The 23192-nt window shown below is 61.4% G+C and carries 21 protein-coding genes; 2 read left to right on the top strand and 19 right to left on the bottom strand.

Annotated elements, in window-relative coordinates:
- Positions 1-23 precede the first annotated feature (23 nt).
- From NKJ15_RS08045 to NKJ15_RS08030, 4 genes are all read right to left on the bottom strand, one after another.
- Positions 24-671, bottom strand: a complete 648-nt coding sequence (locus NKJ15_RS08045; RefSeq protein WP_352470609.1) for an HD domain-containing protein — start codon at positions 669-671, stop codon at positions 24-26.
- Between the two features lie 51 nt (positions 672-722).
- The gene (locus tag NKJ15_RS08040; RefSeq protein WP_352470610.1) at positions 723-1124 is read right to left on the bottom strand and encodes a cupin domain-containing protein; all 402 of its coding nucleotides are present in this window, start codon (positions 1122-1124) and stop codon (positions 723-725) included.
- A gap of 46 nt (positions 1125-1170) precedes the next feature.
- Positions 1171-1929, bottom strand: coding sequence for an SDR family oxidoreductase (locus NKJ15_RS08035; protein WP_352470611.1), 759 nt, complete (start codon positions 1927-1929; stop codon positions 1171-1173).
- A gap of 66 nt (positions 1930-1995) precedes the next feature.
- On the bottom strand, positions 1996-2787 hold the full coding sequence (locus NKJ15_RS08030; RefSeq protein WP_352470612.1) for an alpha/beta fold hydrolase: 792 nt from the start codon (positions 2785-2787) through the stop codon (positions 1996-1998).
- 370 nt (positions 2788-3157) lie between these two features.
- Here NKJ15_RS08030 and NKJ15_RS08025 point away from each other — a divergent pair, with 370 nt between their 5' ends.
- The gene (locus NKJ15_RS08025; RefSeq protein ID WP_352470613.1) at positions 3158-3367 is read left to right on the top strand and encodes a DUF680 domain-containing protein; all 210 of its coding nucleotides are present in this window, start codon (positions 3158-3160) and stop codon (positions 3365-3367) included.
- A 284-nt stretch (positions 3368-3651) separates the two neighbouring features.
- Here NKJ15_RS08025 and NKJ15_RS08020 read toward each other — a convergent pair whose 3' ends face one another.
- The 10 genes from NKJ15_RS08020 to NKJ15_RS07975 all read right to left on the bottom strand — a co-directional run bounded on the left by NKJ15_RS08020 (position 3652) and on the right by NKJ15_RS07975 (position 17433).
- Positions 3652-4401, bottom strand: coding sequence for a glucose 1-dehydrogenase (locus NKJ15_RS08020; RefSeq protein WP_352814738.1), 750 nt, complete (start codon positions 4399-4401; stop codon positions 3652-3654).
- A 113-nt stretch (positions 4402-4514) separates the two neighbouring features.
- Positions 4515-4760: a hypothetical protein gene (locus NKJ15_RS08015; protein ID WP_352470615.1), complete on the bottom strand. Its 246-nt coding sequence runs from the start codon at positions 4758-4760 to the stop codon at positions 4515-4517.
- Between the two features lie 13 nt (positions 4761-4773).
- Positions 4774-5754: an alpha/beta fold hydrolase gene (locus NKJ15_RS08010; RefSeq protein ID WP_502893737.1), complete on the bottom strand. Its 981-nt coding sequence runs from the start codon at positions 5752-5754 to the stop codon at positions 4774-4776.
- A gap of 560 nt (positions 5755-6314) precedes the next feature.
- A complete protein-coding gene (locus NKJ15_RS08005) occupies positions 6315-6998 on the bottom strand; it encodes a response regulator transcription factor (RefSeq protein WP_031211078.1) in 684 nt (227 codons plus the stop codon).
- Positions 6988-7377 (bottom strand): response regulator, encoded by a 390-nt coding sequence (locus NKJ15_RS08000; RefSeq protein WP_352470617.1) that lies wholly within the window; start codon positions 7375-7377, stop codon positions 6988-6990. The genes NKJ15_RS08005 and NKJ15_RS08000 overlap by 11 nt, the downstream gene beginning before the upstream one ends.
- Before the next feature lie 2 nt (positions 7378-7379).
- Positions 7380-8021, bottom strand: a complete 642-nt coding sequence (locus NKJ15_RS07995; RefSeq protein WP_352470618.1) for a response regulator transcription factor — start codon at positions 8019-8021, stop codon at positions 7380-7382.
- Positions 8018-10855 carry a sensor histidine kinase gene (locus NKJ15_RS07990; RefSeq protein WP_352540156.1) on the bottom strand — a complete coding sequence of 946 codons (2838 nt, stop codon included), beginning with the start codon at positions 10853-10855 and terminating at the stop codon, positions 8018-8020. The genes NKJ15_RS07995 and NKJ15_RS07990 overlap by 4 nt, the downstream gene beginning before the upstream one ends.
- 373 nt (positions 10856-11228) lie before the next feature.
- Complete coding sequence (locus NKJ15_RS07985; RefSeq protein ID WP_352814735.1) at positions 11229-14357, bottom strand: PAS domain-containing protein; 3129 nt, start codon at positions 14355-14357, stop codon at positions 11229-11231.
- Between the two features lie 404 nt (positions 14358-14761).
- Entirely contained in the window at positions 14762-16342 is a 1581-nt protein-coding gene (locus NKJ15_RS07980; protein ID WP_352814734.1) for an MFS transporter, read from the bottom strand.
- Positions 16339-17433, bottom strand: coding sequence for an HlyD family secretion protein (locus NKJ15_RS07975; protein ID WP_352470621.1), 1095 nt, complete (start codon positions 17431-17433; stop codon positions 16339-16341). Before NKJ15_RS07975 ends, NKJ15_RS07980 begins: the two co-directional genes overlap by 4 nt.
- A gap of 284 nt (positions 17434-17717) precedes the next feature.
- Here NKJ15_RS07975 and NKJ15_RS07970 point away from each other — a divergent pair, with 284 nt between their 5' ends.
- Entirely contained in the window at positions 17718-18134 is a 417-nt protein-coding gene (locus NKJ15_RS07970; protein ID WP_352470622.1) for a hypothetical protein, read from the top strand.
- Between the two features lie 137 nt (positions 18135-18271).
- On the opposite strand, the gene NKJ15_RS07965 is transcribed toward NKJ15_RS07970, so the two are convergent.
- The 5 genes from NKJ15_RS07965 to NKJ15_RS07945 form a co-directional block, all read right to left on the bottom strand.
- Positions 18272-19330 (bottom strand): ABC transporter ATP-binding protein, encoded by a 1059-nt coding sequence (locus NKJ15_RS07965; protein ID WP_352814731.1) that lies wholly within the window; start codon positions 19328-19330, stop codon positions 18272-18274.
- 40 nt (positions 19331-19370) lie between these two features.
- Entirely contained in the window at positions 19371-20192 is an 822-nt protein-coding gene (locus NKJ15_RS07960) for a carbohydrate ABC transporter permease (protein ID WP_023674179.1), read from the bottom strand.
- On the bottom strand, positions 20193-21095 hold the full coding sequence (locus NKJ15_RS07955) for a carbohydrate ABC transporter permease (RefSeq protein ID WP_245274609.1): 903 nt from the start codon (positions 21093-21095) through the stop codon (positions 20193-20195). It abuts the gene before it with no gap.
- 35 nt (positions 21096-21130) lie between these two features.
- A complete protein-coding gene (locus tag NKJ15_RS07950) occupies positions 21131-22468 on the bottom strand; it encodes an extracellular solute-binding protein (RefSeq protein ID WP_352470624.1) in 1338 nt (445 codons plus the stop codon).
- A gap of 61 nt (positions 22469-22529) precedes the next feature.
- A complete protein-coding gene (locus NKJ15_RS07945; protein WP_352540095.1) occupies positions 22530-23189 on the bottom strand; it encodes a GntR family transcriptional regulator in 660 nt (219 codons plus the stop codon).
- Between the last annotated feature and the right edge of the window lie 3 nt (positions 23190-23192).

Raw genomic sequence — 23192 nt, 5'->3', positions numbered from 1 at the left:
TAGAACCTGGATCGAAACTGCGGTCACTCTTCAAAGGGAGCGTTCATCACAAGATCAACTGCCGAAGTCGCCTTGTAGCCTGAAACAAAGCGCTCGCCGAAGTCCCGGGCAAAGTTGTCGTAGGTGGTTTCGGGCCTGATCTCGGCGATATGGCAAAAGCATCGCGTCATCCGCCGCTTCATCCCGAGGCGCGGAAATTCGCCAACGATCTTTGCAATCTCGGCTGACGAAACGAGGCTGTATTGCAAGCCGACGACATCGAGGCAGATGCCGGCTGTGCACAGCGCCACCTCAGCCTCCTTGTAGAGGCCAATCGACGGCGTCGAGTTGAGGGCGACGCTGTCCCAGATCAATTGGGCGCGCCGCTCGTCGAAGCCGCCCTCCCGAACGAAGGCGCGGGCGAGATCGGCGCCTTCCACTTCGAAACGGCGCGGCCCGGCGAAGTCCTCATTGAGCGTGACGTCATGCAACAGGGTTGCAACCGCAACAACCTCCGCGTCGTGCTGGATATTCTGAATCTGTCCGATCCGGGCCGCGAAAAGCCAGGATCGGACCACGTGGTTGAACAGGTAGGGTTCACATCGAGCGCGGGCATGTTCGATCGCTCGGCCAACAAGCGGAGTATGGGGGACCAAAATCCCCGCAAGTGTGCGGATGGCGATCGAATTCATGTCACTGACCGTCCCTTCGCGTACGCCCCGATGGTCCTGGGGGCTACGATTTCATTTCGCGTTCGTCGTCAGTTCCGTCTCGCTGGTGTCGACGACGAAAATAGCAAGCAGACGAGCGCCTTCCGTCTTGCTGGCGTTTTCGCTGACGGCATGACGGTCGCCAGGGAATTCCGAGAAACTCTCGCCGGCGCGATAAGTCTTCACCGGCCCGTCATTGACCTGGCTTCGGATCGCCCCCTGCAGGACCGTGGCATAGATGAACGCGGATTTGGGATGGGTATGAGCCGGCGACGTACCCCCAGGCGCGTACTCGACGAGCACGGCTTTCATGCTCTTGCCGGGCACGTTTGGCAGAGCCTGGTCGTAGACAAGCTTCACGCTGGCGGCGTCATTGGCCATTGCTGCGGTGACGGAAGCGGCGGTGAGCGCGGCGCAGAGAAGTGTTTTGATCATGTCTGGTCTCCTTGTTGTGCGAATGGCGGGCCTATCCGATGATTACTTACTTCGGTGGTGTGTATCGGCTGAGCCAATCATCGAAACGCACGGCGCCGATGCGCGCGTTCTCGCCGGGCACCAGCGTTCGATCGTCGATTGCCACTTGGCCGTAGTAGAGCGCGCCGGGATCCGGGACGACTTTGCGCGGGTCCTTGGTGGCCTTCAGGAAGCGCTCGACAAGTTCGCTCATGCGAACACGCTCCGGGCCGGCAATTTCGATCATGCCGTTCAACGGCGCGGCAAGCGCGACGTCCGCCATCGCATCGGCAACATTATCAGCCGCCATGGGTTGGAAGTAGGCCGGCGACATATGAATGGTATCCCCGACGGCGCCCGTGTTTGCGATGGCGGCGGTGAATTCGAAGAATTGAGTGGCGTGAACGATGGTGTAGGGAATTCCGGACTCCCTGATCAGCTTTTCCTGAAGCAACTTGCCGCGGAAATAGCCCATGCCCTGCAGCCGGTCGGTACCGACGACCGACAGCGCCACGTGATGACGGACGCCGGCGGCCGTTTCGGCGGCAAAAAGATTACGCCCGGATGCCGAGAAGAACTCCAGGGCAGCCTTTTCCTCGAACGACGGCGAGTTCGCGAGGTCGATGACGACCTGCGCACCGGCAAGCGCGGCCGCCAGACCCTCTCCCGTAACGGTGTTGACGCCCGAATTCGGCGACGCCGCAAGTACGTCGTGGCCTTTGTTTCGCAGTCTCTCCACGGTCTTTGAACCGATCAGCCCGGTTCCGCCGATGACGACGATCTTCATGTCTGGTCTCCTGGTGTTGCGTGTCTATTTTCGTTGCTCGATCGGATGCTGGGCGTTTCCGGCCTGCTACTGACTGACCGATGCAGCAGCATCCTCGATGAGTGACGTGACCTCGTCGGGATGCGAAACCATGAGCGCGTGGGACGCACCTTCGATGACGACGGTCTTTACCGCGTGCGCACGCTTGGCCATGAAGCTCATGACGGCTGCCGGGATGTTGCGGTCATCCGAGCCGTAGATCATGTAGGACGGCAGCGTCTTCCATGAGGCGACGCCCGAGGCTTCAGCCAGAGCCGCCTGCGCAACAGGGCGTTGAGTGGCAGCCATCAGCAAAGTCTGCTCTTGCGGAACGTCGGCGGCGAACTGCGCGCGGAACTTGGCCGGCTCGATGAAGAGATCTTGTCCGCCGTCCGGCAACGCGACTGGAGCAAGCGCGCTCCCCAAGGTGCTACCGGGAAACATGCTGGACAACGTAAGGCTCGATTCGCCCGTATCGGGCGCGAAACCCGCCACGTAGACCAACGCCTTCACATTGGGATTGCCATTGGCGGCCTCGGTGATGACGGGCCCGCCATAGGAATGCCCCACCAGCACGACCGGCCCGGAAACCGACCGGACGATGGCTGAGACTGCTTTCGCATCGCTGGCAACGCCGCGGAGCGGATTAGCTGCGGCTTTCGCCACATAACCGTCTTTGCTGAGCTTGGTGATGACTGCATCCCAGCTCGACGATTCCGCGAAGGCGCCGTGCACCAGTACGATCGTCGGCTTGGGCTGAGAATTCGCGGCCTGCGCCATCCCGCCGCCCGACGCGGCAAGCGCTGCGGTGAGGGCCAGGACTCGAGTTATGTTTCGCATTTGCTTTCTCCCGTGTCGCCTGTGGTGACCAATGCTCAGGAGAATGCGCCGACGCGGCCCGCCAACCTATTGTGCGGAAGGGTCTGTCATACAATGCCAAGGTGCAGGGTAGGTCACCGGGGAGATCAGGTGCCCTGCAGCAAATTGAGGTATCTATGCCGGGTGTGCATTGTCGGCGGTCGCCGGAACAGACACTGAGGGCGCGCCGCAAAGCCTCCTCTCGTCAACGACATAGTCCCTGGCCTTCGGCCTGAATCGCCCAATGCCTTCGTATGGATCAAACAGCCGGACCGTCTGATCGTGTCGCTGCGTCACGACATTTATATTTGTATGGGTGAATACCATCCAAGCCATCAATGGAGTTACTGAAATGAAAATGACAGTCCTTGCTGTCGCCGTGCTTGTTATTACAGCAGGAAGCGCCACTGCCGGAAGCGACCACTATGGATCAAACGGATCCCAGCAGCCTGCGACTGCGTCTTACAACATGTATACATCCTCGATCAAAAAAATGAACAATGATATCGGGGTGCCGAAAACCGTACGCAAGCCGACTGTTCCCAACGATGAATATGGCTAGGGCATCTGGGGTCACTGATCCCGACCTACAGAAAATTGAAGGACCGGGGCGAGACCTCGGTCCTTCCGCCGTATCGGCGAGCCGACTTCTCTCTTGCGCGTCGATCCCTGCAATGCGACTTGCTGCTTACGTGGCTCAATTTGCGCCACGTCGACAAAACGTCTCGCCTCCGACCTATTTGGCGCGACTCGTGCGGCAGCTTCCCGGAAAATCGTCTTGAGGATGACCGATTGCTCAGCCATTTATTCGGAAGTCTATTGGCGCGACGACATCGCAGTCGTGGCTCAGAGCACTGCCATCCCGCCGTCGACCCGCAGATTGATGCCCGTTACGAAACTGCTCGCGTCCGAGGCAAGGAACAGGGCGGCTTTTGCCAGCTCTTCCGGCTGCCCCATCCGGCCCAGGGGTATTGCCTCTGCCATCGCCTTTTCAAACAGCCCGCGCTGCTCAAACGGTATGCCTAGCTTATCGAGAATAGCCGTATCCACCGGACCTGGGCTGAGCACGTTGACCCGGATGCCGCGAGACTTCAGTTCGATCGCCCAAGCGCGCGCATAGGCATTTATGGCCGCCTTCGAGCCCGCGTAAACAGCATGACCGTCCAGAACCTTCTCGCTGGCCAGCGAGCCTGTGAGGATGATTGCGCCGCCATTCCGCATGATCGGAATCAGCTTCTGGACGCCGAAGAAGACGCCTCGCGTATTGACGGCAAATTGCGCATCATATTCCGCCTCGGAGACGTCGGCCGAGTGCGTGATGGTGTTTATGCCGGCGTTCGCCATATAGATGTCGAGCGCCCCGAACCTCTGACGGATCTGTTGCGCTACCTCGTCATGGTGCGACACCTCGGCCACATTTCCCTGAATGCCCAGCGCGCCTGCCCCGATCTGTGCGACCGCTTCCTCGACCGCCTGCCGCCGGCGGCCGGTAATGACGACTTGCGCGCCCTCGGCCGCAAAGATTTTTGCAGCCGATAGTCCGATCCCGCTGTTCCCGCCGGTGACCACCGCGATCTTGCCCGAGAGTACGCCCATTTCGTTCCTGCCTTCGAAAAATAGCGCCGGTGCTGCTGCGATAGTCGCAACTGCTGGCCAAGAAAATTTCACGCCTAATTGAGACCGCCAAAATGAGCGGCAATCGCAAACGGCTAGCGATTGATAAACTCCCGGTGCTTAGCCAGTTTGACGTCTTGGAGAGCGCTTTGGCCATCAAGGCAGAACAAGCGCGCGGCGGCGACCCCCGACAGCGCGACGTAGTGTCGAACGCCGGCGATCGCCTCCGGGCTGCACAGGCGCAGTTGCCCGAGTGGCAGCCGTGGCGCAGCATATGTTTCGCGCCCCTGCCAGCGCTCCAGCTCGATGGCGCAGTGGTTCGGTTCCACAATCCGGGACATGAGCCGACAGAAGCTATCCTTTGATGAAGGCGAGCAGGTCAGCATTGACCTGATCTTGGTGCGTGGCCGTGATCCCGTGGGGCGCGCCGGGGTAATAGATATCCTTTGCGCCTTTGATCAATCGGGCCGACTTGACTGCCGAGTCCTTGACGGGGACGATCTGGTCGTCTTCGCCATGCAGGACGAGGGTTGGTACGTCGAATTTCTTGAGGTCCTCGGTAAAATCGGTCTCGGAGAACGCCTTGACGCTTTCGTACGCGTTCACGAGACCCGCCTGCATGCTCCAGAGCCAGAACTGATCCAGAGTCCCCTGGGAAACCTTGGCGCCTGGCCTGTTCGCGCCATAAAACAACGGTGCGAGGTCCCGGTAGTACTGCGACCGATCCTTGACGAGGCCAGCCCTTATGCCGTCGAATACCTCGATCGGCAGGCCTTCCGGATTGGCCGGCGTCTTCACCATGATCGGCGGAACAGCGGCGATAAGAACAGCCTTGGCCACCCGCTTCGTCCCGTGCCGTCCGATATAGCGAGCAACCTCGCCTCCTCCGGTCGAATGGCCGACCAGCGTGGCGTTCCGGAGATCCAGCGCCTCGATCACGGCTGCAAGATCGTCCGCATAGCCGTTCATGTCGTTGCCGGACGTGGCCTGGCTCGATCGGCCATGGCCGCGCCGGTCATGCGCAACGACGCGAAAGCCGTTATGGGCAAGAAAGAGCATCTGGCCGTCCCAGGCGTCGGAATTCAGCGGCCAGCCGTGCGAAAACGTGACGACAGGACCCTTGCCCCAATCCTTGTAGTAGATTTCGGTGCCATCCTTGGTCGTGATGGTGCTCATCGTCTTGGTTCCTTTGATTGAGGGGGAAGAGGGAAGGTTTTGTTTTCGGCTCGTTGCCGAAGCAGCGCGGGGCAGTCCGGCGGCTGCCGTAGAGATCAGGCCTGCCAACATGACATCGCGGCGAGATCCGCCGACGGAGAAAAGTCCGTCTTTGTTCATCGTGTCCATCCATGTGCTTTGAACGTCCTGCTCACCATCACGACCGTCGAGTCGGCCTGAGCGGTCGCGTTCGGGGAGGAGCGAGCGAGGAGCGGTAGAAACGCGACGGTCGTGATGGCTTGCGAGGAACAGGATGCACCGATCCGGGCCGCGAACCTACTCTACGGAGGCATCTGTCATACGATGCCAAGGTGCAGGGCAGGCACGCCGAAGATAGGGCCGGGCTAAGGCAAGCTCTTATAGACACACGTCAATTAGGCTTGGGTAGCGGCGCGGGGACCGACGCGGCATGGCCGGCGTCAGTTGCTGTTGCATGAAATGTTGCGCGTTTTTCGGTCAGGCTGGCGCTGCCAAAGAGCGCCGCTCAGTAGTAACCGATGTTTGGCGCGGGCCTTGCCGCGAAACACCAAACAGGACCACCGATGTACATCAGGATCACCCGCAGCAGGACGAGCGTATCAACAGGCAGGAAGGCCTGGGCGCGCTGAGAAAGCACCTGAAATGGCCCGGCGCGCCGGGCGATCCTATTGGATGGGGCATGGATCGGCTTGTGCCAAATTCTAGACCTCGCGCATCGGCGCGGGCAGCGTTTCCCACGCCCGGATCAGCTCACCGATGGAAGCGGCTTCCATCTTGCGCATGACATTGCCGCGGTGAAGCTTGACCGTCACTTCACTGATGCCGAGGTCGAAGGCGATCTGCTTGTTGAGGCGCCCGCGCGCCACTTCACGCAGGACCTCGCGCTCGCGCGGCGTCAGCGTCTCGACGCGCTCGATGTTGCGCTTGACGATCACGGCATCCGCCCGCCGCTTGGCATCCACCGCAATGCCGGCGATCACAGCGTCAAGCAGCGTCTGATCCCGCACCGGTTTGGTGAGAAAGTCCACGGCGCCGGCCTTCATCGCCTGGACAGTCATCGGGATGTCGCCATGCCCGGTCAGGAAGATGATGGGTTTGGGGTTGCCGTTTTTCGCAAGATGGTGCTGCAGATCGAGACCGCTCGTCCCTGGCATGCGCACGTCGAGGATCAAGCAGCCGGGGCTCTCCAACACGTCGGCGTCAAGCAATTCACGGGTTGAGGTAAAGCACACCGGCAGGAAACCCGCCGACAGGATCAATTCAGACAGCGCCTCCCGAACAGAGGCATCATCATCGACAATAATGACCAGCGGCTGCTCGGCTTCAGCCCTTCGCTGCTGTGATGACGGCGTCGATCTCGGTAAGGGCAATTGGTCAACTCTCATGTTTAGCCTCCGTTTCTGGGTTGCGCAAAGCGTCGCCGATCGCCGCAAGCAGTGCCTGGCCATCGAACGGCTTGCGGAAAAGCCTGCCAATGCCCTTGGCGCGGTGCTGATCCACTATCTCGTGGCGGCCGGTGATCAGGAACACAGGCAGATCCGGACGCGCCTTCTTGACCAAGTCGCGAAGTTCAAAGCCGTCCATGCCGGGCATCCCGATGTCGGTGATAAGCATGTCCAATCCAGACAGGCCGCTGACCAGTAACGACCCTGCCGACGAGAAGCTGCGGGCCACATAGCCGGCGGACTCCAGAAGGTCCTCCAGCGACTCGAGCAGCCTTGGGTCATCGTCGACAATCGCCACGACAGGCCTCCGCTTGCTCACCCTCAGTTCCCCCCTGCCCGGCGCGAGTGCGTGATCGGTATTCCCAATCGCTCGGCGATGCGAACGAGGTCGGCGAGCGACGCCGCGACCATCTTCTGCATGACGTTCCTTCTATGAATTTCCAGCGTAACTTCGCTGATCCCCAGTTCAGCGGCCGCCTGCTTGTTGAGCAGACCGCTGACCACCAGCGGCAGCACCTCACGTTCGCGCGGCGTCAGCTCGAGATAACGTTGCTTCAACACGCCCAGCTCGGCGCGCTCCGATCGCTGTACCCGATCCTGGGCAATCGCCGCATGGATTGCGGCCATGAGGTCTGCATCGCTGAAGGGCTTAGTCAGGAAATCCACGGCGCCGTGCTTGATCGCACGCACCGAGGACGGGATATCGCCATGTCCCGTCAGGAAAACGATCGGTGGATGATCGCCCTCGGCAATCTGCCGCTGCAGATCGAGGCCGTTAATATCCGGCAACTCGATATCGAGGATGAGGCAGGCAGGGACGTCCGGCTTGTCAGCGCGGATATAATCGCCCGCCGATCCGAACGCTACGGCACACATGCCGTGTGCAGCCAGCAGCTCGCTGAGCGCCTCCCGAATGCGTTCATCGTCATCTACGATGAAGACAATTTGGCCGTCCGTCGTCATGACGCCGCTTTCGCTTCAATCGGCAACGTGAAGATAAACGTCGCTCCACGTGGTTCGTTCTTCTCGACCCATAAACGCCCGCTGTGCGACTCGATGATCGAACGGCAGATCGCTAGTCCCATGCCCATCCCTTGCTCTTTCGTGGTAAAGAACGGTTCGAATATCCGGTCGGGAAACTCGATGCCCCGGCCGCGATCTCTGACTTCGGTCTGGACAACATCCCCGATATGGCGCACGCGGATGCTGATGACTCCGTCATCCGCACCAGAGTCCATCGCCTCCATGCCGTTGCGGATGAGATTGACCAGAACCTGCTGGATTTGGACGCGATCGAACGCGACTAGCGGACTGTCGCTTCCGACATCAACGCTGGTGCGAACGCCCCGCCGCATCGCTTCCTCGGCCACGAGGTCGCGTGCCTCTGTGATGACACTGCTGAGCGTCGCATTGGTCCTCGTCTCGGTGGATTGCTTGAACAGCGCGCGGATGCGGCCGACGACGTCCGCCGCCGAATTGGCGTCCCGGATTATGCGCTCGGCCGTAATCTTCGCGCGTTCGACGTTCGGAGGGGCGGCGGACAGCCAACGGTGGCATGCATGGGAATTGGCGACGATCGCGGCCAGCGGCTGATTCACCTCGTGCGCGATCGAAGCGGAAAGCTCGGCGAGACTTGCAGCCTGAGTGGCTTGCGCGAGTTTGTCGGAGGCTTGTCGCAGCGCTTCCTGGGCGCGCACCTCTTCGTCGATGTCGAGGGAAACCCCGTACCATTGCACAACCGCCCCGTCTTCATCACGCCGCGGCTCCACCCTGCACTCCGCCCAGCGATAGCCATCTGTTTCGCGCCAGCGAAACCGCATCGCGGAACCGCCGCCTGTTTCGAAACAGCTCAGCAACGTGCGCAGCACCTCGGGAGCATCTTCGGGATGAACCAGTTCTTGCAGCAATTCCTCGATGCGCGGCTCTCCGAGTGTTTCGAAATTGGCGATGACGGCGCGGAAATGGTCCTGGTATCGCTTGTTGAAGTAGACCGGCCCGCCGGTCGGCACCGCGCTCCAAATGCGGACCGGCACAGCGTCGATCATCTGCTGAAGCTGCAATTCGCTCCGCCGCAGGGCCTCTTCGGCTTGCATCTGATCGTCTATGTCGTGACAGAGGCCGTACCACTGCGCGATCAGGCCAGCGTGATCGCGCATCGGCTCCGCCCGGCTCGACATCCAGTGATAGATGCCATCGGCGCGGCGCAAGCGATACCTCATGGAGAAGCGCTCACCGGTGGCGAGGCAGTGACTGAGCGTATCGCCGAATGCTGCTGCGTCGTCCGGATGGACGATGGCCGCTATCATCGCCGCCAGCCGGCTGATGCCCTGTTTGTCCAAATCCGTTACGTCAAGGCCGAGAAAGTCGACCATTCGCTTGTTGAAAAAGGTCGGCTCGCCGTCCGGCGTCAGGCGCCAAACGTGGCTCGGAACCATGTCGACAAGCTGTGAGAGCTCCCGCTCCCGGTCGCGCAATGCCTCCTGCGCGCGCACCTCATCGTCGATGTCGATGCTGGCCGTGTACCATTGCACGATCGTCCCACTCTGGTTCCGCAGCGGCTCGGCGCGGCCCTCCCTCCAGCGGTACACGCCGTCCGCGCGACGCAGGCGATACCTTATGGGATAGGGTTCGCCGGTGGCGAGCGAGCGGCTGAGCCATTCTCTCATCCTGGGTCCATCGTCGGGATGGACGGCTGCCGCGACCAAGGTCGCCAGGCGGCTCGTGCCCGGCTCGTCCCAGTCCGCGATGTCGTTGAGGCCGATATAGTCTGTCGTGCGCTTGCTGAAGAAGGTTGGTTCGCCGTTGGGCGCCATGCGGGCGATGTGAGCGGGGATCATTTCGACCAGCAACGAGAGTTCTCGCTCCCGCTCCCGCAAGGTCTCCACACTTTGGCGCAAAGTGAGCACCGCCGCCTGATGCTGCCTGGAAATGGCGGCCACGACGAGCGCCGAAAATGCAGAGATGGCCAGAAAAAGCTGCAGCATGATCTGGTTGTGCTTCTGGGACTCGGGATCGCCGGCAAATTGGCTGGCGCCGGATATCGTGAATACCGCCGTGATCAGAGCGAGGACGGTCAATGCTACGGCGGCGCCTCTGAACTCAAAACGCACCGCGGCCCAAAGAAGAGGCGGCATGATGATGTAGGCGAAGGGCAGATAGCCGCTCAAGGAAAGGGCGGCGATACCAAGAAAGATCAGCCCCAGGACGCAAGCTTCCATCCATCGCGCTGCCGAGAGCTGCGCTTTGCCGCGCCAGTTCTGGAACACGACCAGCGCCAGTGGCGCTACGATCAGGACTCCCGTCGCGTCTCCGATCCACCACAGCGGCCAAGCCGTCACAAAGGTTTGCGATTGTATGCCAAACCAAGCAAGCGCCGCACTTCCCACCGTTGCGCTTGCAACTGGCGCAATTCCAGCGGCCAGTACGACGAATGCGAGAACGTCCCGCAACGTTTCCAGCCGAACTGGGCGCTTGCAGGTCTGGTTCACAAGCCATGCGCCGGATACCGCTTCAAGAGCGTTGCCGGCAAAGATCAGGAAGGCTGCGGGCAGCGGAGTGTGGAACCACAAGAAGTTGCTGAACAGTTCTGCCACACAGGCCCCCAGCACCCACCACGGCCAGCTATACCTGGAGGCGAAGACAAGAGTAGCGATGAAAAGCCCGCTCGGAGGCCAAATGGAAATCCCTGTTCCAGGTATGATTGCGAGCGACTGGGCGAAGCCGCAGCCCAGGACATAGGCCGTAATAAAAAGCCCCAGATGCGGGAATTGGGGACGGTGCGACCAGACGCGCGACAACCTGCCTCTTTCAAGATCGCTGACCATGTTGCCGCGAATCAGGCCCGGTTCATTCGTCGCGAAAGGTCGGCCATTTCCCGGCGCGGATCGGTTCAAGTCATGCGCTAACGCGAGCGTTGCGCTGGAATCGGTCTCGCCAAGTGAGTTGGGCGCTATCGTCATCGGGTGCCCCTGACGGACAAACAAACTCTGGAGATTGTCGGCGCTTCGTGTAGCACTTGCTCTTGATAGCTGGACTGGGCTGACGGACTCACGTCGCCACCCTAATCCCGCCACGCCCCAACCGCACCTCATGGAAATCCATGCATTGCATGGGGCGGCGGCGCCCCTTCACCGAGAGCCGAAAAACCAAGCGCTTACTGAGCGCCGCCAGTTATTGCGCAGCTTTCGCTTCAACCGGGAGGGTGAAGATGAATATCGCCCCACGCGGCACGCTATTCTCCGCCCAAAGGCGTCCGCCGTGAGACTCGATGATCGAACGGGAGATCGCGAGCCCCATGCCCATTCCGTTCCCTTTCGTTGTAAAGAACGGCTCGAATATCTTGTTGGGACGTTCGATACCCGGGCCTCGGTCGCTGACCTCGGTCTGGATCGTGTCCTCTATCCGGCGCACGCGCATTCCGAGAACCTTGTCGCCCGCCGTGGTGTCCATCGCCTCCATGCCGTTGCGAATGAGGTTGACCAGGACCTGCTGGATCTGGACGCGATCGAACGCAACCAGCGGAAGGTCGCTTTCGACGTCGATGTCCATGCGAACGCGACGCCGCATGGCTTCCTCGGCCATAAGGTCACGTGCTTCGGCAACGACGCTGGGGATCGGCGTGCTGGTTCTCATTTCAAGCGAAGGTCTGAACAAGGCACGGATGCGGCTGACGACATCCGCCGCCGAGTTGGCATCGCGGATGATACGCTCGGCCGTGATCTTCGCGCGCTCGACGTTCGGGGGCTCGGCGGACAGCCAACGGTGGCATGCGTTGGAGTTGGCGACGATGGCGGCCAGCGGCTGGTTCACCTCATGAGCGATGGATGCGGAGAGTTCGGCAAGGCTCGCCGCCTGGCTCGCACGCGCAAGTCTCTCTTGTGCCAGCCGAAGCTCCTCTTGTGTCCGCACCTCATTTTCGATGTCGAGGCAGATAACGTTCCACTGCACTATGGCGCCTTCAGCGTTGCGCATCGGCGCGGCGCGCGTCTCGACCCAGCGATATTCACCATCGAAGCGCCGCAGACGGTGCCGTCGCGCATACGGCTCGCCTGTGGACAGACAATGGGCATATCTCTCTTTGACACCTGTCAGGTCGTCGGGATGAACACCGGCGTCGAGTGTGCCAGCCAGCCGGGACTTTCCCGCTTCGTCCAATTCCTCAAGATTGTATCCGAGGAATTCGCGGAGCTGCTGGCTGCGATATATCGGTTCGCCATCCGGCGCGGCGCAATCGATCATTGCCGGCAGCGTTTCAACGAGCTGCCAGAGAGCCCGTTCTCTCTCGCGCAGCGCCTCTTCGACGCGCAGCTGATCGTCGATGTCGTGCGTAAGGCCGTACCATTGGACGATGCGTCCACCCTGGTCCCGCAGCGGCTCCGCGCGGCCCTCCATCCAACGATAAACGCCATCGGCACGGCGCAGGCGATACTTCATGAAGAAGCGCTCGCCGGTGGCAAAGCAGCTGTCGAGTGCTTCCTTCAGGCTGGCTGCATCGTCGGGATGGACGACGGTGGCAATGAAGGCCGCCAGCAGGCTCGTGTCCGGCTTTTCCGCGTCCGCTATGTCCAGGCCGAGAAAATCTATCAGGCGCTTGTTGAAAAAGGTCGGCTCACCGTTGGGAGATAGCCGCCAGAGGTAGCTCGGAACCATGTTGACGAGTTGCGAGAGCTCTCGTTCCCGGTCGTGCAACGCGGCTTGCGTGGTCACCAGGTCATGGATGTCGACGCTCACGCCGTACCATTGGAGAATGCTGCCATCTTCGTCGCGCAGCGGCTCGGCGCGAGTCTCGGTCCAGCGATAGCCGCCGTCGGCCCGCCTCTGGCGATATCTCTGAACGTAAGGCACGCCCGTTGCGAATGAATGGCGGATCGCCTGTCGTGCGGTGTCGATATCGTCTGGATGGATCACGCTCAGCGACGGCGAGCCGTCCGGGGCGGTGATGTCGCGGAGCGTGGCCCCGGTTACATCGGTGAACCGTTTGTTGACGTAGGAAGGCGTCCCTTCCCGTGTCGTACTCCAGATCAAAGCGGGCACGGTGTCGATCAGCTGCTGAAGGCGCCGCTCACTTTTGCGCAACGCCGCCTGCGCGCGCACCTCATCGTCGATGTCGAGAGAAACCCCGTACCACTGCACGACCGTTCCATCGTCATCGCGTCGCGGCTCGACCCTGCACTCAGCCCAGCGATAGGTGCCGTCTTTTTCGCGCCAGCGAAACCGTATCGCGGAGCCGCCGCCAGTTTCGAAACACCTCAGCAACGTGCGCTGCACCTCGGGCGCATCTTCGGGATGAATCACCTCGTGCAGCAACGTTTCGATTCCCGGCTCGCCGAGCGCGTCAAAGTTCGCGATAACGGAGCGGAAATGGTCCTGGTATCGCTTGTTGAAGTAGACCGGCCCGCCGGTCGGCATCACACTCCAGATGCGGACCGGCACGGCGTCGATCATGTGCTGAAGTTGCTGCTCGCTCTGCCGCAACGCCGCTTCGGCGTGCATCTGATCGTCTATGTCGTGACAGAGGCCGTACCACTGGACGATGCGGCCAGCGCCATCGCGCATCGGCTCCGCCCGGCTCGACATCCAGCGATAGACGCCATCGGCACGGCGCAGGCGATAGCGCATGGCGAAGCTCGCACCGGTAGCGAAGCAATCACGAAGTGCATCGCCGAATGCTGCTGCGTCGTCCGGATGAACGGCGGCCTGTATCATCGCCGCCAGCCGGCTCATGCCCGGTCGGTCCAGATCCGCTACATCGAGGCCGAGAAAGTCGACCATGCGCCCATTGAAGAAGATCGGCTCGCCATCGGGATCGAGCCGCCAGATATGACTCGGGACCATATCCACGAGCTGCGAGAGTTCCCGCTCCCGGTCGCGCAATGCTGACTCGGCCCGCTTCTGGTCCTCAATGTCTATTGTCGTGCCGTACCATTGAACGATGCGCCCCTGGCTATCGCGAAATGGTCGTCCTGAGCTTCGAAACCAGCGATAGACGCCATCGGCGCGCCGCAGGCGATGCTCGGTATCATAGGGATCGCCGGTTTCGAGGCAATGCCGCCATCTGGCGGCTACAGGATCATAATCGTCGGGATGGACGGCTCGACGCCAGCCGAACTCGTCGTTGTCTTCGGAAGTGTTGAGACCCTCATGCGTGTTGCCGAGGAACGCCAGGGTGTTTGGGCTGACATAGGTGAATCTTCCGGCGGCATCGGCTGCCCACGCGTGGCCGGGCATGCTCTCAATGATTTGCAGCGCAAGCGTTGCTTCGGGGTCGATTTCGCCAAGTGAGTTGGACGCTGCTGTCATTGGCTTCTCCTGTCGGACAAAAAAGCCTGGGGACGGTCAGCGCTTGATATAGCACTTGTTTTCAATATCTGGACAGGCGAACTCACCGCCTAAATCTAGTTCCGCCATGCCTCGGCTGCATCTCATGGAAATCCATGCATTGCGCGGAGTTATCGCCGCTACGGGGGCCCTAACGATGGCCTCGCGCGAGGAGCGACGCGGATCGATGCATCAACACCTACCACTGGGAATACGAGCCGGACAGGTAAGACGCTCGGCTGCCTCTTCGTCGGCTGCAGAGTGAAACCGGAAAAACCTCTGCATTCGTCATCCCTGTCTCGTCCGGTTAACACGGCTCATGAGATAATCTGGAAGCCTCTCCCGACCAACACATCTGCTCCAAAGTATAGGGCGTGGACGCGGTTTTAGTTCTGCGGAGCGGCTTGGCGGCCGAGCAATTGTTTGGCGACAATGAGACAGGGCGCAGCGACCGCGAACAGCAGGACGAGCGCGAAGAAAGCTTCGTCGAACGAGATCGTGGCGACCTGCTTCTCAAGCGCGCGCTGCAGCAGCGGCAGGGCGGTCTTTGTCGCCGCAGTGCTGTCGACACTGTTCGCCAGAGCGTTCGCAGTTGCTCTCAAGCGCGGGTCTACGGCTGGATCGCCATTGACGAGGTGGGACGCCAGTATCGTCCGGTTGTGGACATTCTGGTGATCAATATACGTTTGCAAGAGGGCTGTGCCGGTCAGACCGCCCACCTGCTTGCCGAAGTTGAACAGCCCGATGCCAAACGGCAACGCATTGGCGGCAAGGCCCTGCAGCGTAACCAGCGTCAGTGCCACGAACAGAAGGCCGAGGCCGAATCCTCGCAGCAGCAGAGCAAGGGTCAGGTCCGGTGATCCGCTACCGCTCGTCGAAGCGGACAGCAGCCACATGGCACCTGCGAAGAGCAGAATGCCAAATGGCGCAAGCGTGATCGGGCGCATCCCGGTCCTTTGGATGACGAAGCCGGACAACAGAAGTCCAAGCGCGAGCATGGCTCCGCTGGGCAGCAGAAGCACTCCTGCGCCCGTCGCGGTAAAATCGAGCACGTTGAGGGCAAAAGCCGGAATAAGATAGGCGCTGCCTGAAAGGGCAGAGCCGGCGACGAAGCTGACGAGAAGGCCAAAGCGAAAGTCCGGATTGCCAAGGGGCGAGATGGCCAGCAGTGAGCCTTCTGAACGAAAGCGGGTCTCCCAGACGGCCAGGAGGCCGGCAGCCGTCATACCGGTTGCGGCAAGGAAGGTGATGTCGGTGTCGTCGAACCAGTTGAACCTGCTGCCTTGCAGCAGGACGTAGGTCAAAAGCGCGGCGCTGATGCCGAGCAACAATATCCTGACGGCAGGAAACCTGGTTTTCCGCCAAAAGGTCCGATCGCCGTCCGCCGCCAACAGGACAAGGGAGACGATGCCGAGCGGAATGATGCTCAGGAATATCCACTCCCAGGTCAGATGGTCGACAAGCCAGCCCTGCAGGGCTGGCGTGACGGTCGTCGGAGCCATGACGGCGCCTACGGCAAAAACCGCCTGAACGACCGGCTGATGCCGGTGCGGGAACCGAAAGAACAGCAGTGTCTGGCCGGCGACGAGAACTGTGCCGCCAGCCAGCCCTTGGACAATGCGGCAGATGCAAATCCAGGTGAGGTCCACTGACAACGTCAAGGCCGCGGATGCCAGCAGAAGGGCGACAACCGCCGCGCGCAGGCAGGCGGTCGGCCTGGCTGCCGTCACAAGTAGCGGAGCGACAAGGAACGCCGTCAGCTTGGCCGCGATGAAAACAACGTCGATCATCGCCAGTTCGTCCAACGTTGCGTAGGTGTCGCCGAGCATGTCGATCCGGCCGATGGACAGTGCAGTGGATGCGACCGCGTCCATGAAGGCGGCCAGCACGACGCCGGTTGCTATCAAGCAAGCGCGCAATGTACCGGGATGGCGCTGCACAGCCGCCGTTTCGGCGAGGTGCATCATTGTGCTGAGCGCCCGTCCGCAATCCCGCCTGTCTGCATTTCCTGCGCTACAGCCGGAGCATCCCTGGTGCCGACGGTGATGGCAACACGAGCCGAGAGTCCCGGAACCAGGCGGCCGGGCAACGGATTGCGCGTCATCCTGATCTTGACCGGCACACGTTGGACGACGCGGATGAAGTTTCCGGTGGCGTTGTCCGGCGGCAGCAGGCTGAATGCCGCGCCGCTACCGGGAGCGAAGCTGTCGACAAGGCCGTCGATTTGCAGATCTGGATATTCATCAACCATGACGCGAACCCGTTGGCCGATCTCAACCTGCTTCAGCTGTGTTTCCTTGAAGTTGGCAACGATCCAGACATCGTTAACCGGAACGATGTCCAAGGCTGCTGTCCCTGGGGTGACATAGCGGCCGACACGGATCTGGCGATTACCGACGATGCCGCCGACCGGGGCCCTCACGACGGTGTTGGCCAGGTCGAGCATTGCCAGGTCGAGCGCTGCCTGTGCCTGGGACAGGGCTGCCTGCGCACCGGACAACTGTGCATCCAGGACACCGAGCTTCAATTTTTGAGCCAGCAGATTGGCCTCTGCACCGTCCAGCGATGCCTTTGCCTTGTCATGGCCGGCCTGCGCATCCTGCAGCTTCTGATCGCTTGCGGTCCCGTTCTTCTGCAGCGTGACGTAGCGGTTCAGGTTGGCGCGGGCGAATTGCAGGTCGGCTGCGGCAGATTGCTTCTGCGCCTCAGCCTGCGCGATCAATGCGTCCTGCAGTTCACGGGTCGCCTTGATGTTGGCGATTTCCGCCTGCCGGGCGGCGACGTTGGCTTTCGCCTGCTCGGCCTTGGCCTTGTAGTCGCTGTCGTCGATGCGAAACAGGACAGCACCCTTTGACACACTGGCATTGTCGTCTATGTCGACTTCGACGACGTAACCGGCGAGCTTCGGCGCGATGCTGGTAATGTCTCCGCGGAGATAGGCGTTATCGGTCGTTTCCTCGAACCGGCCCCGCGTGAACCATTGCCAGCTCCAAATAGCTGCCATTGGAATCACCATAAGGGCGACGATAGCGATTGCGATCTTGCGGGCTCGGCTCATGATTGCCTCGACACCCGGTCGATGCGCTCGCTATCGAAGGAGGTATCCGCCTCCCGAAGAGCGAGATGTTCGGCAAGGCTGCAAACCCACGGTGCGCAGTACAGTTTCACGAGAACGTCTCCGTCGAGCTGCGGCTCTGCAGCAAAGCAGAACTGCAGAACGATCGCGGATTTCACGCCTCGCCGCTATCACGCGGACGAACATCCCATCTGCCCTGATCGGTAGTTCGTACTGAACCTCAGCACAGGTCGTATTGTCAGTCAGCCGGATTCAGGCGCGCGAACATGCCGGCGCGGATCTCCGTAGTGCCGAAGACCGCCCACGAGAAAATTCACTTTGAAGCGTTTCCGGATCATCCTGTGGCAGCAATGATCGCAGAGAGCGCCCTCGCGGCGCGCGCGCCATGCTGGAAACTCTGCATGTTTGCCGAGGGCAGCCGCTACCAGGAGCAACTCTGCGCTGTCGGCGGCGACGGAAAGATCGAATGTCTGGTTCCCGGACCAGGCCGTTTCTGGCCGACCCAGCTTGGCCCTGCGCCAGTGCCCCAGTTGATCGTCAGTCCGCGCAATCCGCCTGGACCACGCCTGCTGGAGATTCCCGTCGACCCCCGGCTGCTCGAGGCAGGCGACCATAGCGGTTCGACTATTTCGAGCACGCCCGCTTCACCGCTGCGGTGCGCGAACAAGGCAAAGTGGAAGTGACCTTGCAAGACGGCTGGTGGGCCGTCGTCATGGGTCTCGGCGCCCAGAGATCGGCCAGCGAAGGCCGCGCCATCGAGGTCGCCGATGAATTCGCGTTGCCGACCTAAGGCCGACCACGCATTCACCAGACCATTGGGTCAGATGCGCCGACCGGTTGCTGCGTCGAACAGATGCGCACATGCGCGGTCGATCTCGATCCCCACCCCTTCGCCCTGCCTGAGCGCAAGCCTTTCTCGGAAAAGGCAGGAAATTTCTTCACCGGAGCAGTCGACCCTGGCGAAGATTTCCGAGCCTGTCGCCTCGAGAAGCGTGATCGTACCCGGCACGCCTTGCCCCGTCGCCCGGATATGTTCCGGTCGAATGCCGTAGACGAGTTCGCGTCCTGCGGCATCCGCGGGCTGGGCGCCTTCCGGCAACGGCAGGACCAACCCGCCGGCGCTGCGGAACACGCCCTCCTCGATGCGGCCGGCAATGAAGTTCATGGCGGGCGAGCCGATGAAACCGGCAACGAAGAGGTTGGCCGGATGGTCGTAGAGGTCCAGCGGCGCGCCGATCTGCTCGACCAGGCCGTCATGCAGCACGACGATCTTGTCGGCCATCGTCATGGCCTCGATCTGGTCGTGCGTGACATAGATCGTCGTGGTACCCAGCCGCTGGTGCAGGGCCTTGATCTCGCCGCGCATCTGGACGCGCAACTTGGCGTCGAGGTTGGAGAGCGGCTCGTCGAACAGAAAGACCTGCGGGTCACGTACGATCGCGCGGCCCATGGCGACGCGCTGACGCTGGCCGCCCGAAAGCTGGCGCGGATAGCGGTCAAGCAGCTTTTCCAGGCCGAGGATGCCGGCTGCCTTCCGGACCCGGCCAGCGGTGTCGGCCGGGTCGGCTTTCTTGATCTTGAGGGCAAAGCCCATGTTGTCGGCAACGGTCATATGCGGATAGAGCGCATAATTCTGGAACACCATGGCGATGTTCCGGTCCCGCGCGCGCAGATTGTTGACCATGCGTTCGCCGATGGCGATCTTCCCGCCGGAGATCGTCTCAAGGCCTGCGATCATGCGCAGCAGCGTCGATTTTCCGCATCCCGACGGGCCGACCAGGATGACGAATTCGCCGTCGGCGATGTCGACGCTGACGTCGTGAATGATCTTGGTGGCCCCGAAGGTCTTCTGCACGTTGTTGATCGTTACCGATGCCATTGGATCTTTCCTGGAAAAAGAGTGATGTCCGGGCGCGCGCTCAACCGCCCTTGACGGCGCCGGCGGTCAGCCCCGCCACGATCTGCCTTTGCGCGAACATGGTCAGGATCAGCACTGGCAACGTCACCACCAGCGCCGCCGCGGCGAGCGGCCCCCAGCTGACCTGCTCGTAGGACAACATGTTGTAGACGGCGACCGGCAGTGTGCGCGTCTCACGGCTGGCGAGCACGACGCCGAAGACGAAATTGTTCCACGAGAAGATCACGGACAGGATGAAGGCGACGACGATGCCTGGCTTGGCGATGGGCAGGGCAACCAGCCGGAAAACCTGCCAGGAGCTGGCGCCGTCGATGTTGGCCGCCTCCTCCAGTTCCATCGGCGTGGTCTCGAAATAGCCGATCATCACCCACACCACGATCGGCACCGTCACCACCAGATGGATGATGATCTGCGGCCACAGCGTGCCGAGTATCCCGATCCATTGGAACAGCAGAAACAGCGGGATGAGATAGGATAGCCCAGGTGTCATTCGGGCGATCATGATGACGACCGCCGATCGTTCAGCCTTGAGCCGTGCGATGCCATAGCCGGCCGGTACGCCGATCAGCAGCGCCAGCAAGGTCGCCGTGCCGGTCACCAGCACCGAATTCCAGAGATAGAGCAGGAAATTGTTCTCCTCGAACACCTTTACATAGTTCGACCAGGCGAAGCGTTCGGGGATCAGGATCGGCGGATAGGCACCGTTGTCGATCTCGAATTTCAGCGACAGCGAGATCATCCAGAGGAAGAACAGGATCGCCGGGGAGACGAAAACCAGGGCAGCGAAAAACAGACCGATCTGGTTGAGCAGCCGTGAACTCATCTATTTGCCCTCCGTATCGATCCACTGCGAGCGTTGGCGCAGCATCAGCAGGACAAACGACAGGGCCACGATGACAATGAAGAACACCACGGCCATGGCCGAGCCGTAGCCGATATCGTAGTAGGAGAAGGCGGTGTTGTAGAGATAGATGTTGATGGTCTCCGACGCCGTACCCGGCCCGCCCTGGGTCATCGCGTAGATGATGTCGAAGCTCTTCAGCGCATCGATGGTGCGGATGATGACCGCGATCATCAGGAACGGCGCGATCATCGGCAGAGTGAGATAGCGGAATTGCTGCCAGGCATTGGCGCCGTCGATCTCGGCGCTTTCGAAGGGCTCGCGCGGCACCGAGGCCAGCCCGCCAAGCACGATCAGCATGACGAGCGGCGTCCACTGCCAGGTCTCGACCGCAACCAGCGACGGGATGACCGTGTTGGCGTTGAATATCCATTCCTGGGCCGGGATGCCGACCAGCGACAGCAGGTAGTTGAGCACGCCAAGCTGAGGATGGAACATCATTGTCCAAACCAGTGCGACGGCAACGGGTGTCGCCATCATCGGCATGACGAAGACGCCGCGCAGCAAGCCGCGCAGCGGAAACCTGGCATCGAAGATCAGGGCGGCCAGGGTGCCCAGCAGCATCGGCGCTGCAACCGAGAGGAAGGTGTAGGTCAACGTATGAACAAGGGATTCCCAGAAACGTGGGTCGCTGGCCAGGCGGAGATAGTTTTCCATCCCGGCAAAACTCCGCGACTGGCCGAGCGTCCAGCGATTGACGCTCATCCACAGGGTGAAAGCCCAGGGGAAAACGATGACGGCGCCGACGACGACGAGTGCGGGGACGACGAATGGCCAGTAGTTGGGAGCCAGCCGGATCGTCTGGCTCCCGTCGATAACCGGCATCGTCACCCCGGTCTGTTCTGGGGTGGTGGCCGACATCAGCCCTGCTCGCTCCTGTCGAGAACCGGCTGGAACTGTTCGGTGGCCTTCTTCAGCTCCGCGGCTGGATCGGCGCCGGCAATCATGTTGGTCAACGCCACACCATAAATGTCGCGGAATTCCGTGACGGGGATGATGACCGGCAGTGCCAGCCGACTGATATTGCCCGAGCCGACCACGGCATCAAGCCAGCTTGCCGGCATGGTGACGCCTTCGCGCACCTTGGGATCCTCCAGCACGGATTTGCGGAACGGAACGCCGGCGCCGGCCTGCAACAGCCGTGCACCCATGGTTGGCGATACCGCCCACTGGCAGAACAGATAGGCAGCCTCCTTCTTCTCGCTGGCGGCGGTAACGCCAATCCCGTCGCCGAAGGTGCCCGAGGCATGCGCCTTGGGACCCTTGGGCATCACGCCGTAACCGACCTTGCCGACCACCCTCGATTTTTCCGGATTTTCCATCGGCGGGGCAAAACCCACGCCGTCGAGCCACATGCCGATCTTGCCCTGCAGGAAGGCCGACTGTGCTTCGGCCCAGTTGAACCCGGTAACGCCCGGAGGGGCGGACTTGGTCATCAATCTTTGATAGAGCGCGGCAGCCTCGATCGCCTCGGGAGCCTCGGTGCGCAGCTTGCCCTTGTCATCTAGCGGCGTCATGTCGTAGCCGAGCATCAGCGACGTCCACACCGGCGTGTTTGCGTTCTTGAGCCCGCGGGCGACGAAGCCGTATGTATTGGTCGAGTGGTCGGTCAGCGCTTCGGCGGCTGCCACCAGTTGCTCGAAGGTCTCTGGGTATTTGAGGGCCTTGGCCTCGAACAGCTCCTTGTTCCAATACAGGATCCAGTAGTCCACCGAGAACGGTAGCGAGCGCAGCACGCCCTGGCCGTCCTTGGCAAACAGCATGCCGGCTTCGGCGAAGTCGCTTTCGACCAGCGCCGGGTCGGTGAGCGACGGATCGGCGAGATAGCCGGCGATGTCGGCCAGCCAGCCACCCTTCTCGAACTGGCGCTTCTGCACGTGGTAGCTCAGATGCACGACGTCGAAGCTCGGCTTGCCCGAGCTCAACTCGATCACCGTCTTCTGGCGCTGCTGCTGCTCGGGCGTTGCCTCGGCATTGACCTTGATGCCGGTCAGTTCCTCGAACTCGGCGAGATATTTCAGGATGGTGTCGCTGCGCGGGCTTTTCACCAGATTGACGTCAAGCGTCGTCCCGGCAAAGCGTTTCCAGTCAACGCCTGCGGCAAAGCCGGGGCGAAGCCCCACAAGGCCCGCAGCGGTTAGCGCCGCGGTTCCGGCAAGGAGTTGCCTCCTGGTTGGGTTGAACAGATTGGACGACATTTCTTCCTCCCGGTTGCTGTCGTTGTGGATGCGCCGCAAACCGCGGCGCGGCTATATTTCCTCAGATCTGGAGCGCCAGCCGGCGCGCATTGTCGATATGCAGACTGATCGCTTCAACCGCTCTTTGCGGATTGCGGCTCTCCATGGCTTCGATGACCGCCAAATGTTCGCGCATCACCGGCACCACACGACCGTCGATGCGGAAACGCTCCTGGTGGATCAGCCGGATTTTCACCGAGTTGACCAGATAGGCCTTGGCGATAATCTCGTTGCCGAGCGCATTGATGAAGGTGTCGTGCATCGCCCAGTCGATGTTCTGGGCCTTGGCTTCCATTTCCGGCGTCGGTGCCTGCCCGAGAGCTTGGGCCAGCATCTCTTCATGTTCGCGCCGCATGCGGGCAAGTTCGGCATCAGAAGCGCTGGTCGTGAATAGCGCCACTGCCTCGCGTTCCATGAACAACCGAAACTGAAACGCCTCGCGGATCAGATTGATATCGATATGCGCGATCTGCATGCCGCGCTGCGGGATGGTGGTCAGCAGTCCCTCGGCCTCGAGACGCGGGACGATCTCGCGAATGGCACCCAGCGGCAGCCCGGTGAAAGCGACCAGTTCGCGCTGTGACACGAACTGCCCCGGCCGCAGATCGCGGGCCAGCAAATGCCGCGTGAAGCTGGCATAGGCCTTCTCCCGGAGAGTGATCGGTTCGCTGCCCTCTTCCACTTC

The organism is Mesorhizobium sp. M0207 (genome assembly GCF_040321995.1).
Classification (GTDB): Bacteria; Pseudomonadota; Alphaproteobacteria; order Rhizobiales; family Rhizobiaceae; genus Mesorhizobium.
Note: the sequence above shows the minus strand (reverse complement) of the source record. Positions and strands in the feature narration are given on the sequence as shown.